Here is a 13,548-nt window from a genome sequence, read left to right as displayed (position 1 = left end):
TCATGCAAGATTTAAATTTGTCATTCCGACTGGAAGAATCACACGTTCCTCTGGAAATAGAGAACAGGGATGTCGTCGAACTCGTTCGCCGTACGGTTTAATACTATCGGGAAACCTCAACAGATACAATATCGGAAGGAACCGGCCTGGGAATGGCTGTGGCTCACCAGTTGATTTCCGCTCACAACGGTCACATCCACGTCAACGAAGGAACCGCATTGCACATTTCGTTCCCACTCTCGAATTAGTCTCGATTTTGTCTGCCGTTTACCTCAATTTTACTTTCATTGGTTACAATCCTTCTTAGACCCACATGTGAATTTGAGTGGTAAGGAGCGAAGGGTTGTAATGGAACTGAAGATTCACCAAGTAAGTAAAAAATATGGAAAAAAATAGGCACTGGGTCATAGGGGAATATCGTTTTCTTCAGTATATGGACAGCGATCAGTGCTTTAAGTTTTTCAGGGGTTGGGAAGATAGATATCTTTGGTTCTCAATTAATCTTCACTGAAGTTTTGAATGGAATCAAACGAGCCTTTCCGACGGTAAACGCAACGCACATGAATTTTGGATATCAAACAGCCCAATCTCTTTCAACATTTGAATGGACAGGGATCACTTGAACCAAAAACTATGTCACAGGACGTCTAGTTTGGTTGTTGGTCGGTGCTTTCTTGTTTCTGGTCTCGGTCCCGATGTTCCAGAGGAGTTCCCTTTTGTCCTCACCAAACACAACATCTATCCGGAAAACGAACGCAGACGTTGTGACGGATGGGCTCAAACATGGGCCTGAAGGAGTCGAAACGATCACATTACAACCAGTGGAAAGTGTGCGAAAACATTCGTTTTATGATCTCTTTCGCTCCGAACTGAAGCTGATGTGCAGAAGCGTCCCCCTTTGGTGGCACAGCGGAGGGATGATTTTGTTTCTGCTTTCCCTGTTTGTGCCTCTCAGTTCAACGTGTACATCCCTGACAAAATGCATGAAACATTGAATCTGAAGACAAGTTTGGGGGATCTCACGTCAGATCAAACGTTATTAGCCAAAAACATTAATGTCAAGGCAGCAGAAGGGGATGTTGTTCTAAACGGATGTCAGGGAGAGGTCCTTAAAGGTACAGTTGAGTTTGGAAATATAACACTGCAACAGCTCGACGCATCAGTTGATCTCCAGACAGAAGAGGGAAATGTAACCGTCTCCCCTGTCAAAAGTTTCATTTATTCAACTGCACTTCTTTGACGCCGTGAATGTTGTGCAGTCGATTCACAAGTTCGAGGGAATCTTTCTTGGCTGGCATCCGAATGCGGAACTTGACGACAGTGAGGGCCGCTTCCTCTCCGCCCTGTTTGGTTGAAAAGGTCACTTTGCGGACGTCTACCCTCTCTTTGTCCAGGACGTCGCTAATGTCCACGAGCGTTCCTTCCACGTCTTCAACCGTGATGTTCAGCTCTTTCACTTTTTTCTTCGCAAACCGGACCTCGACCCCTCTCAGCACGACCACGCTGATTAACACGATGCCTGTTGTCGCGACGGCGGGGAAGTAAAACCCCGCTCCCACACTTAAACCGATGGCCGCCACAACCCACAGTGTCGCGGCCGTCGTCAATCCGGAAACCACCATGTTAGAATGGCGCAAAATGGCACCGGCACCGAGAAACCCGATGCCGCTCACCACCTGCGCGGCGAGCCGGGCCGGGTCGAAACGGGCGTTCGGATGGTCGACGAGATCGCCGAAGCCGTAAATAGACGTCAACATAATGAGAGCGGAACCGACGGAGACGAGTAAGTGGGTTTTAAACCCCGCCTGCTTATTGCGCCGTTCCCGCTCCCATCCGATCATTCCGCCGAGTACTGCCGCGAGGACAAGCCTTTCTGCGACAACCGTGTAACTTATTTCTAATGCCACTATATTCTCCCCTTAAACTATTGGTACAGTATAACCGGAACCGTAAAAACAGAATCTGGTTCTTTTACGATAAAATGAGTAATTGTTATTTACTGGATACCAGTCTGTTATTGCTCATTTATTAGTTCAGTCTTCAAGTGACACGTACAATTATAAAGAAGATATCTCCAAGCGCCTTTACTTTTCGTTATTATTGTTACAGAAGTATTATTTAAATTATTGTCCCGAGTGTCACTCTGGAATAATTCTTTTAATGTTTGTCCGATAATTATTCCATGACTCACCGCAATAATTCTTTTGCCTGGATATTTTCGAGCCATAGCTTCGACAAATGCTATCCCTCGTTCTCCCAATGATTGATCTGTTTCTACACCGAGGTCAAGTTGTCGCCAAATCTTTCCCCACTTTTGTATTCGCTCCTCTTCAGTAGTGCCTTGAATTTCTCCCAGACCAATCTCTCTCAGCCTTTTATCAAATGTGATCGGCTTCCCTATATAAGATGAAATAATTTCAGCTGTTTCTCGAGCTCGCAAGAGATCACTTGAAACGATCACATCCCACTTTTCATCCGACAAGCGTTTAGCAACAGACCGAGCTTGTCGACGCCCGATCTCATTTAAAGGATTATTAGAATGTCCTTGTGCTCTTTTTTTGATGTTCCAATCAGTGATACCATGTCTTACAAAAGCAATGGTTGTCATGTTTAACCCCTTTTTCCGATTCGAGTTACTGTACAGCGTACAGATCTTGATTTCAGATTGAACGAAACTCGATGCTCAACTATGGTGTCAGAGAGAGGAACTTTTCCTCTCTCCTGACATTAAATTACAAAGATTAATTTGAACCTTGTGTCTTTTGATACCTCTCAAGCTCTTTTGTTACTAATTCGTTTCCTTCGTAAAGTGCATCCTTGATGTCAAGAGAACCGTCTATCACCTTTTCAAACTGAGTTTCGAGTATGTCGTAAATGTCTGGGTAAACTCCAATATAAGCGCCCTTGTTTGCGGGCCCAACTTCCCCGAGATGGAGTTGGTCTAACGTTGTTTGAATTTGAGGATATTTTTTCAGGAATTCTTGATAAACTTCTGTTTCATATACTTCAGTGTTCACTGGGAAATATCCTGTGTTAGTTGTCCAATATGCTTGAGTGTCCGGTTGCACGAGAAACTTAACAAAATCCCATGCAGCCTCCTGTTTCTCTTCAGGGATATCATCAAAAATCCACAATGAAGCTCCGCCAATAACCGATCCATGTGGTTCAACTCCGTCCGGAACAGGGTATAATGCTATTCCTACTTCAAAAGGGGCTTCGTCGATAGTGGGCACTGCGGCCGAAGATGTATGAGCCACCATAGCTAATTTTCCAGCATTAAATGCATCAAGAGCGTCCGCAGGATCTCGGCCATAATGCCCATAAATCCCTTTGTCATACATATCTTTTATCCAAGTAAAAGCTCGAATAAACTCTTCACTGTTAATCGTTCCTTCTGTCGCTTCCCCAGATTGTCCGTTCTCATTATTAACGAGATAACCACCTTGATTCACAACAAGTTGTTCTAAACGCCACGCAGTTGTAAATATATTAAGACCGTATCGTTCAATGTTGTCCCCGTTACGAACTGTTAATTTTTCCGCGGCTTCTTCATATTCACTGTAGGTATGAGGTGGGGTTTCTGGGTCGAGGCCCACTTCCCTAAAGGCTTCTTTATTGTAATAAATGACAGCAATAGATGGGTTAAAGGGCATCGCATAGAGCTTGCCGTCAACTTCGTACCGACCCAAAACTGCTGGTTCGAAAGAACGTATATCTATGTTGTCGCGATCAATAAAGTCTTGCATCGGTGTAATGTATCCTGCATCAACCATTGGCTTATTTGAGTGTTCATTCAACTGCATGAGGTCCGGCACATCGTCTGTTCCCAAGACCGAATTTATTTTACTAAACCCTTCAATGTAATTTCCTTGAAAGATAGGGTTAATTACGACTTTGTCCTGACTATTATGATATTGCTCTATTAATTCTTCCAAGATAGTAAGATTGTGCCCCCCATGGAATGCCAAAAGTTTACGACGGTTTTTCCATCTTCTGTCCGAGTATTTACTTCTTCTTCAGGCGAAGTTTGACATGCTACTGAAAAAACCATTAATACAGTGATTAAGAAACTTACAATAATTTTTCTCCTCATATTAACACCTCATTAAACATACTTTTAAAGAACGTTGCCCATTACGGCAATCCCTACATATTTCTCGACATCCCTCCTGTTCCTCATGATATCGGGCTTAGCTTTCGTCACCTTGGATTTGTCTCTCGCTCGGTTTACTTTTGTGAATAAGACGCCAAACCTTTTTGCAAATACTTATGACCAATGACTAAAATAAGCAATGTTGGCAACAAAATCATGATGATACCAGCCATGATTATGGGAAAGTCATTTTGTTCTTCCTGAGAAATAAGCATTTTCAACCCAATTTGAACAGTACGAATCTCATTACTGTTGGTAACTAACAGGGGCCACAAATATTGATTCCAATTCGTGATAAAAGAATACGTTCCTAGAGCAGCTAAAATCGGGCGTGATAACGGTAAAACCATTTGTAAGAAAAAACGGAAACGTGAACAGCCATCAATTCGAGCTGCTTCATACAATTCCTTAGGTAGCGTTAAAAAATGTTGTCTTAGCAGAAAAATACCCAAGGTTAGAGCAAGATGAGGAACAATCAACCCAGGAAACGCATCCAACCACCCGAGTTTAATAATCGTGTCGTAATTTGGAATAATTGTCGCTTCCCAGGGGATCATCATTGTTGACAACACAATTGAAAACATAACCCCCTTACCCCTAAAGGGAATAAACACAAAAGCAAAAGCGGCTAAACTACTCGTAATGAGATGTCCAACTGTTATGAGCCCCGCAAAAATAAGACTGTTTAGTAAAAACTTAAAAATAGGTGCTGTCTGTAAAGCAAGATAATAATTTTCAAATGTCAACGATGACAAAACATTAGATGGATAAATGTACTGTCCAGTTTCCATTAAACTAATGAAAAATGCGTATAATAGGGGAACAAGATAATGAACGCGGCGATAGACAGCAATATATATCTAAAAACCTTTTCAACTGTTTTCATTGATAGTGCACCCTTTTTTCGCCAAATTTAAATTGCAACAAAGTAATCAAAATGATAAGTACAAATAAAAAGATCGCTTGTGCAGATGCAGAACCAACATTGTACCGAACAAACGCATCTTGGTAAATTGAGTAAACGATAAGGTTCGTAGCACCTGAAGGTCCGCCACCTGTCAAGAGATCAATCTGGGCGAAAGATTGAAACGATCCAATAACCAAAATGATTGTGACGAAAAATAGGATAGGCGATAACTGGGGGATGGTAATGTTCAACAGTTGTCGCCACCACCCTGCCCCGTCAATCTGGGCGCTCTCATATAATTCTTTTGGAATGTTTTGTAACCCGCCCGTCAAGACGATGAAATTAAACCCGATGTGTATCCAAACAGTTGGGATTGCTATTGCAAATAGAGCCCAATCGGGGTCAATCAACCACTCTATTTTTCCGATATTAAAAAAACTTAAGATTTTATTAAATAGTCCTAAATCTGGATGGTAAAAATAGCGAAATATCATCGCACTTGCTGCAACTGAAACACCGAGAGTGGAAGAATAGATGACTTTATAAAACTTTATACCTTTTAAATTAACGTGCGCTAGCACCGCTAGGAATAAAGAAATGAAGATAGTAGCAGGTACAATGTATAGGACAAATAGAAATGTCGCAGTTAGAGTAGATAGAAAATCTTCTGATAAAAACATGTCTATGTAATTTTGTAACCCAATAAACTCAACTGGATTTCGTTGCCGATCAGTTAAAAATAAGCTAAGGTAAACGGTACGCACTATAGGGTAAAAAATAAAAACGCTAAAAATCAAAAGGGCGGGAAAGAGGTACAACATTGCACTGCCAAAGTCTTTTATAGATGTATTATTACTACGTCTGCCAATTCTTTTAAGGCCTGATGTTCGGCTAGTTCCTCGACTCATTACTGATTGACCTCCTGTAAACCCTTACTTAATTAACAATCCACCTTACTAATAAACACAATAATCATCCTCAATTTCCCGGGTGCTACTCACCGGTACGCTTTTGCTTCTATCGTCTCTCTCTGTATTTTTTCCACCATGCAACTCCCGTCAGCATTATTGTTTCTTTTTGCTCGTTTTTGATCATTATAAATGTTTTTATTGCTTAAAGTCAACGGTTTTAATCATATTTATAGCACTATTTATATAATATTGTTATTTTTAATGCTTATTTTAGTTTATATTTTTAAAAATAAAGCTATTGGAGATATTTTCAAAATGGAAATACACCCTTTACATTGTCTTAAAAATCTGGTATTTAAACGACTCTAATTGCTACGATTTCTGCAAATCTCGATCCATTTGTAGATTCAACCACAACCCTCAACTGATCCGTCTTTTCTGCATGCTTTAGATAGTGAACCTTTCGTCTTACTCGATTTTCTTTTTCTTCAGCTATCACTTTCCAATCGCCATTTATCTTTGCTTCGATTCGATAACTCCCAACAAGTTCTGGAAACACTTCAAAGGGTGTACGTTTATAATGAAGGTTGTTTAAATCTTCATTAACGTCGTTATTGAAAATAATATGAATTTGTGAAAATCTTATCGGTTTTTCCCATTGTAACTTTACCCACTCTTCTTGACCTGCTTCCATGGGGGCCGAAACCCACATGTTAGGTCCTCCGTATGGGCGAAGATAACCATTAGTTACTTTACTTGGATGGAACGCACGCGTATCATCCTTCAGTCGAAAACAAAAAGGCTTGCGGATGACAGGTTTTTGACTCCATTGCACAACTAATTGTTCGTTGTTTATCGCTTCCAATAACCTTGAGATATTTGATTTTTTTTCTCTTACAAAACTTAAAGTACCGGTCATCGGTTCATCCGATTGATAAAGCGATACATTTTCGTTTTCTCTGACAATGACGAATGCGTTTTGTGCTTTTTCGGGTGACCAAGGAAGGTGGAAACTGACCCACTGACGGTCTCCTTTTTTTACTGTTACAGTATCTTTCACCTGCAAAATATGTGGAATGTAGTTTTCCGGTTTACCCGTGTCCCACACTTCAACCTCTACCTCAGTGTCTTTTTTTACATCCATTAAAATTTCTATATCCATCATTTTGGGATCTACTGGGATCAAAAATGCGACATCGGTATCTAAATGAAAAGGATTTTTCGCCTTTTCAACTTCTATCTTCGTTAAATGACTCGAAGCCGTAACTGTCGCTTGAAGTGCGACATCTGTTGGATCCTCGTACTTCAGCCCGATAATGGCAGCATCCTTCCAAAGTAAAGTTTGCTGTAATTCCTTTATATAATGTTGATATAACTCTCGTGGAGTTACTCCTTTATCTACACAGAGGGCGGCACCTGCTCCTGCTGCTTCACCCATCACTGAACATGTTGCCATTACTCGAGTTGAACCAAATGCAACGTGAGTTGCACTAATATTTCGACCTGCAAATAATAAGTTGTTAACATTTTTAGAGTAAAGACTGCGGAATGGAATTTGATAGATGCCGTCCGGGCAAAGTAGCTTCGAAACATAATCAGAAGCATACATTCCTTCTGGTGGATGAAGATCCATCGACCAGCCTCCAAAAGCAACATTATCTTCAAATTGAACTTGGTTTACCAAATCGTTTTGCGTTAATATGTAGTCACCTACAAAACGTCGAACCTCCCTTTTCCCAGGGACACTTCCCACCCATTCTAATGTCATATTGTCCGCATCGAATTTCCCGGAGTTTTTAATGTAGTCCCAAATACCATAAATAACAGACCAGAGTTCATCACGGATGCGCTCATTATCATACAAGGTGTCAATGTGAGCTTCCCCGCCCCATTCAATCCACCAATAGTAACAACCGTTATCCCCAGCTTTAAATACACGTTTCATTGGAATAGGAGTTTTCGTAATATCTTTCGCAAAACTTGGAGCCACATATTTCACAGGATGGCCTGCATCTTTAGTGTAAAAAAACATAGTGCTCCCTAGTGTAATATTGTCAGCTTTCTCAGGAGCCCAACTTTCATTAAATTCATGTTGTGCTTCTCTCCCTATTCTATATTTCGCTCCTGCAAGAAAGGCAACCGTCCCATCACCTGTACAATCTAAAAATATTGGACTTTCAAAGCGAATTTTTTTCTCTGAACCCATCATAAAACCAGTAACGGAATGAATCTTCCTGTTCCACTCATCACCGTCCGCTTCCACTTCGTACACATTTGTATTGAGGAACAGCTGAATATTAGACTCTTTTCGAACAGTTTCTAAAACGACTAAGTCCCAATAGTATGGGTTTCCGTCAGGATTCACAAATTGATTCTCAACCAACATTTCACCGATAATACCAGTTTCCCGTGCATAACGGTTAACACCGAGGCCAGTGGCCCCTAACACCCACACCCGGATCTCACTGCTAGAATTTCCCCCGAGAACTGGACGATTTTGGACTAAAGCTACCTTTTTACCCATCCTTGCCGCTGATACAGCTGCACAAACCCCTGCCAAACCTCCGCCAACCACTGTCACGTCTGATCGAACAAATTCGTATCTCATGACAATCACTCCCTTTAATAATTACGCTAATGACAGTAAGTAAACCCCAATTTCATAACCCACTTTTGCAACATGGTCTTTAACGTGATCAGGAAGGTTATCAAATTCGTTTTGTGTCTCGTAAGTAAAATCTCCCTCATATCCAATCTCGCTTAGTACTGGCATGATGGAATGCCAGTCTATATTTCCATGAAACGGAAACATATGCTCGTCTTTAGTTCCATAGTTATCATCTACGTGCGTTGCTTTAAGACGCTTCCCAAGAGTTCGAAGCGCTATGCGCTGATCTTTGTAAAGGAAGTTAGCATGGCCAAAATCCCAACAGGCTCCTACACCCGGATCGTTATAAGCATCTATGAGAGCCGCAAGTTCCCCGGCATGACTGGCAAAGCGCCTTTTGGAATCAGCCTTGTCTATCATGTTTTCGAAGGCTATTCCAACGTCATGTTTAACGGCAAGTTCAACTATAGGGGCATGAAGTTCCAAATTGGCTTTAATACTCGCTTCAGTGTCAAAAACCGTCTTTTCTTTTTCTTCGACAGGATGAATAACAGCCCACTTTACACCGAGAATCGAGCTCGCGATAATAGAGCGCCTCATCATTTCGTCATATAATTCCTGTAGTTCTATAGGGTGATCTTTAACGTGACCTGGCAAAAAAACAGGATGTGATTGTGAAAATTCAACACCGATTTTCTCTGCCTCATTTCTCAAGTCGTCTATTAATTGTCGCCAATTTTCCTTCGCAAGGTCGGTTTTTCCGGAAAGCGCCCGACAAAAATTGACGTCGATCACATTAAATCCAGCTGCCTTACACCGCCTGATTGATTCTTTGTAGGAGAGATAACGCCCATCTAACGTGTGACCGAATATACAAGTAGAAGTCGCTAATCTCAATGCGGTTCATCCTTTCGTACATTTTCAGTTACCGTCAAGAAACGAAGTCTTGTCACAGTAGATTTCAAACGCCTTTCCTTGTATTATTTTTCATTATATAGACAATATAATCTATTTAACATACACGATTACGTCATTTCCCATATACTTTATTTCAAAAAAATGGTCAAAAAACGTCATGGATCGGATCTACTCACCTTGTGAAAAGGGTTGCCTGCACTTCAGTTAAATCAAAAACATACTCATGCATAAATGTAGGACAAGTTCTTTACTTTACCGTCTCTTTAAATTTAGGGATGACACCTTTATCAGCTTCCGCAAAGTGACATGCACTCGCGTGTCCCTCTTCTTGTTCATTGAGTGGTGGATCTTCTAATTTACATATTTCTTGAGCTTTCCAACAGCGAGTTCGAAACCGACAACCTGATGGTGGATTGGCTGGTGAAGGGATATCTCCTTCTAAGATAAACTCTTTACGCTCCACAATATTCCACGGTTCCGGAACTGGAACTGCAGACAGCAATGCTTGGGTATAGGGGTGGGAAGGTGAATGAAAAATTTGGTCTCGGTCACCAAATTCAACAATTTTTCCTAAATACATGACACAAATGCGGTCGCATATATGCCGGACAACAGAAAGATCATGGGAGATAAACAAGTACGCTAAGCCTAACTCTTTTTGTAAATCTTGAAGTAGATTTAAAATCTGCGCCTGGATAGATACGTCAAGTGCTGAAACGGCTTCGTCACAAATGATTAACTTAGGTCTTAAAGCTAGTGCCCGTGCAATGCATATACGCTGACATTGGCCTCCAGAAAATTGATGGGCATAATTATATCGGCTAGCAGGATTTAATCCTACCATCTCCATGAGTCTCATCACTTCTTTATCCCAGTCAGACCTGTCTACCACCTCGGGGTGTACTTCCCAAGGTTCTTGAATCAGTTCTTTAACCGTCATTTTAGGATGTAAAGAAGCAAAGGGATCTTGAAAAATGAATTGTATATCCTTGCGCACTTTTCTCATTCTCCGATTTGAAAGCTTTGTAAGATCAAGACCGTTAAAATAAATGTGGCCACTTTCAGATTTTTCTAAACCTACAATTGTTCGAGCAACAGTTGATTTCCCACAACCAGACTCGCCCACTAATCCTAGGGTTTCGCCCTGATAGATCTTAAAACTAACTTTTGAAACCGCTTGAACTTCTCCGACTTTTCGCTTAAGAATACCTCCCTTGATAGGAAAGGATGTCACAAGATTAACAACGTCTAAGATTGGCTTCTCCGCTCTAGTCATTATCTAAAACCTCCTCATAGAAATGACAAGCACTGTCTCTACCTTCAGTCACCTTATTTAACAAAGGCGTATCATCCTTACATCTGTCCTTTGCTATTGGACATCTAGGATGAAATGCACAACCTTTTGGAGGTGTCAGAATGTTGGGCGGAGAACCTTTTATGGGGGATAGGCGGGTACTATGTTTGTGAAGCGTCGGAAGGGACTCCATCAGACCAACGGTATATGGGTGTGCAGGGTTACGGAATACGTCTTCCACCTTCCCCGTTTCCACCATATGCCCAGCGTACATAACCGCTATACGATCCGCATGGTTAGCGACGACACCAAGATCGTGGGAAATAAGAATTAATCCCATTTTTTTAGTTTTTTGAAGTTCTTTTAGCAGATACATAATCTGTGCCTGTACCGTTACATCTAATGCCGTTGTAGGCTCATCCGCTATAAGGACCTTCGGCTCCAAAGCCAATGCCATTGCAATCATGATACGCTGTTGCATACCACCTGAAAATTGATGTGGATAATTGTTGTAACGTTTACGAGCATCAGGGATGTGAACTTGCTCCATTAATTCGATAACTGCATTCTTTATTTTGTCTCTGGACATCCGTCTATGAATACGAAGGACTTCCCCAATTTGATAGCCTACCGTGTATACTGGATTTAAAGCACTCAAAGGGTCTTGGAAAATCATCGACATTTGTGAACCACGGAGCTTCCTTCTTTCTGATTCTCCCAAACGGACAAGGTCTTTACCCTGGAAATAAATACTCCCTCCGGAGATACGTCCATTTGGTTTGGGCAGTAAACCCATTAAAGCTAATGCAACAGTGCTCTTACCGCTTCCCGACTCCCCGAGTATTGCTAATGTTTCAGATGGTTGTAATGAAAAATTGACATCTTTGACCACAGTAACATTGCCAGTTTTTGAACGAAACGCTACAGAAAGGTCACGAACTTCAAGCAACGGTTCTATCGTGTTAGGTTGCCTTCTATCTAAAACCTGGTCTACACCCATTGACTGACCTCCTCCATCGGGCAAACTGGTTTCATCCGTACAATTGAATTTGAGTACCCCTCTACAAGTATCTAAGTTGAACTAAAAGATAGGTTCCAGCCTTATTTCTTTACAGAAACATACCTGAATTCCGGATCATCTGAAGGACTTGGTTTAAAACCTTCAACATGAGTTCGAATTGCTGCTATTTGTTTTAATTCAAGGGGAAAAATACCGACAGCTTCATCCCAAATAATTTGATTTACTTGATTGTATAACTTTTGACGCTCTGCTTGGTCCGTCGTTTCTTTGGCGGCAATCAACAGTTTATCTAATTCTTCGTTTTTATAACCGTTTCGATTCGCATCTGAAATATATAACCTTCCGAGCGTGTAGTCACCATCACCCGTGATGACAGAGTTCGTCTGTAAGTCCATATCCCAGTCAAGAGCAACAAGCTTTTCAATCCATTCTGCTCTTTCTATCTGAATCGGTTCCACTTGAACACCTATTTCTGACCAATAGGACATCATCGTTTCCGCAAGTTGGAGAATTTGCGGGCCACCACCATTACTCCACATCATACTCGTTGAAAAACCGTCTGGATAACCGGCTTCCGCTAACAGTTCTTTCGCCAGCTCTGGATCATACGCGTAAGTTTCCATGTCTGAAGACCCGAATACTTCTTTAGGGATCGGCGAGCTCATGACTTCTCCTGTTTCACCGAACAGATCCTTTACGATCGTTTTCGTATCAATGGCGTGCCACATTGCTCTACGTACCAACGGGTCATCAAAAGGCTCTCTACTACTGTTGAACCAGTTAAAGTAATAAAGATAACTCGGAGTTTTTATTATCTCTATGTCTTCAGCTTGCTCTAATTCAGCAATTTGATCGGCAGGGATGGTCCACGTGACATCTATTTCTCCAGTTTGCAATGCTGTGAGTCTTGCTGCTGTTTCCGGTATATTGACAAATTCAAGCTTCGTTAGATCTGGTGCCCCATCCCAAAAATCTTCATTACCTGTCAGTATCAAGCTTTCCCCTGGTACAAAAGATTCAACTTTAAACGGCCCACTACCTACCGGTTTTTCATAGAAATCATCATTTTTTGAATCGGCAGGTGTAATAAATAAGAGAGATAAGTTAGATAGCATCGTGCCCATTGGTTTTTTCGTCTTAATGGTCAGCGTATGATCATTTGTAGCTTCAACAGCCTCAAAATCATTCCACAAAACGGTTAAAGGAGAATCTTCTGAGTTCACTTGTTGCTCCAAGGAGTATTTAACGTCTTCTGCCGTTAAAGGTGAACCATCGTGAAAGGTAACCCCTTTCCTTATTTTAAAGACCCACGTATTAGCATCTTTTTCTTTCCACTCTTCGGCAAGCCTAGGCTTGTAATCTGTACCATCTTTAATAACTAATGTGTCATAAATTTGCCTGCTCGCCAGTACCGTGGACGGCTCACCGTTGTGAGCACCATACGGATCAAGAGAATTAATACTTTGATCAAAGGCAACTTTGAGTGTTTGGTCATCACTTTTCGCGGCTGTCGATTTGTCAGTTGGTTCACTTGACACACCTCCCGAATATTCTTCCGAGATTCCTGCGCAACCAGCGAATAAGATCAGAAAGGATCCAAGCACTATCAATTTGAATTTGTTTACCGTAAAACGCCATTTCTGCATAGTGTAAACCCTCCCGTTAGGTTGTTTTGTGTCATCGAAAACTCTAAAAAGCACGATGATCACCGAGTATCTGATCAAAATGTAAATTGC

General features: G+C 41.4%; 11 protein-coding genes and 1 pseudogene. 2 read left to right on the top strand and 10 right to left on the bottom strand.

The features are described 5' to 3' along the window. Nucleotides 1-119: 119 nt before the first annotated feature. Together B0W44_RS19095 and B0W44_RS12455 are read left to right on the top strand one after the other, a co-directional pair. Nucleotides 120-248: pseudogene (locus tag B0W44_RS19095) on the top strand (ATP-binding protein); the annotation flags it as partial. A gap of 653 nt (nucleotides 249-901) precedes the next feature. After that, nucleotides 902-1,240 (top strand): DUF4097 family beta strand repeat-containing protein, encoded by a 339-nt coding sequence (locus tag B0W44_RS12455; protein ID WP_228441675.1) that lies wholly within the window; start codon nucleotides 902-904, stop codon nucleotides 1,238-1,240. Here the strand turns inward: B0W44_RS12455 and B0W44_RS12450 are convergent. The 10 genes from B0W44_RS12450 to B0W44_RS12405 all read right to left on the bottom strand — a co-directional run bounded on the left by B0W44_RS12450 (nucleotide 1,215) and on the right by B0W44_RS12405 (nucleotide 13,458). Further along, nucleotides 1,215-1,907, bottom strand: a complete 693-nt coding sequence (locus tag B0W44_RS12450) for an MgtC/SapB family protein (protein ID WP_228441110.1) — start codon at nucleotides 1,905-1,907, stop codon at nucleotides 1,215-1,217. The two genes, B0W44_RS12455 and B0W44_RS12450, sit on opposite strands and share 26 nt — an antisense overlap. A gap of 107 nt (nucleotides 1,908-2,014) precedes the next feature. After that, complete coding sequence (locus B0W44_RS12445) at nucleotides 2,015-2,608, bottom strand: histidine phosphatase family protein (protein WP_077720314.1); 594 nt, start codon at nucleotides 2,606-2,608, stop codon at nucleotides 2,015-2,017. Between the two features lie 133 nt (nucleotides 2,609-2,741). Beyond that, a complete protein-coding gene (locus B0W44_RS12440; RefSeq protein ID WP_169835560.1) occupies nucleotides 2,742-3,935 on the bottom strand; it encodes an ABC transporter substrate-binding protein in 1,194 nt (397 codons plus the stop codon). Between the two features lie 292 nt (nucleotides 3,936-4,227). Beyond that, nucleotides 4,228-4,944, bottom strand: coding sequence for a carbohydrate ABC transporter permease (locus tag B0W44_RS12435; RefSeq protein ID WP_335582614.1), 717 nt, complete (start codon nucleotides 4,942-4,944; stop codon nucleotides 4,228-4,230). A gap of 91 nt (nucleotides 4,945-5,035) precedes the next feature. Continuing rightward, entirely contained in the window at nucleotides 5,036-5,968 is a 933-nt protein-coding gene (locus B0W44_RS12430; protein ID WP_077720312.1) for a carbohydrate ABC transporter permease, read from the bottom strand. Nucleotides 5,969-6,326: 358 nt separating this feature from the next. Then, complete coding sequence (locus tag B0W44_RS12425; protein WP_077720311.1) at nucleotides 6,327-8,579, bottom strand: FAD-dependent oxidoreductase; 2,253 nt, start codon at nucleotides 8,577-8,579, stop codon at nucleotides 6,327-6,329. A gap of 21 nt (nucleotides 8,580-8,600) precedes the next feature. Further along, nucleotides 8,601-9,476: a sugar phosphate isomerase/epimerase family protein gene (locus B0W44_RS12420; protein WP_077720310.1), complete on the bottom strand. Its 876-nt coding sequence runs from the start codon at nucleotides 9,474-9,476 to the stop codon at nucleotides 8,601-8,603. 268 nt (nucleotides 9,477-9,744) lie between these two features. Continuing rightward, entirely contained in the window at nucleotides 9,745-10,773 is a 1,029-nt protein-coding gene (locus tag B0W44_RS12415; RefSeq protein WP_077720309.1) for an ABC transporter ATP-binding protein, read from the bottom strand. Next, entirely contained in the window at nucleotides 10,766-11,791 is a 1,026-nt protein-coding gene (locus B0W44_RS12410) for an ABC transporter ATP-binding protein (RefSeq protein WP_077720308.1), read from the bottom strand. Before B0W44_RS12410 ends, B0W44_RS12415 begins: the two co-directional genes overlap by 8 nt. A gap of 101 nt (nucleotides 11,792-11,892) precedes the next feature. Continuing rightward, the gene (locus B0W44_RS12405) at nucleotides 11,893-13,458 is read right to left on the bottom strand and encodes an ABC transporter substrate-binding protein (protein ID WP_077720307.1); all 1,566 of its coding nucleotides are present in this window, start codon (nucleotides 13,456-13,458) and stop codon (nucleotides 11,893-11,895) included. Between the last annotated feature and the right edge of the window lie 90 nt (nucleotides 13,459-13,548).

This window comes from Novibacillus thermophilus (assembly GCF_002005165.1).
Taxonomy (GTDB): Bacteria; Bacillota; Bacilli; order Thermoactinomycetales; family Novibacillaceae; genus Novibacillus; species Novibacillus thermophilus.
This window is presented reverse-complemented; position numbering and strand designations above follow the sequence as displayed.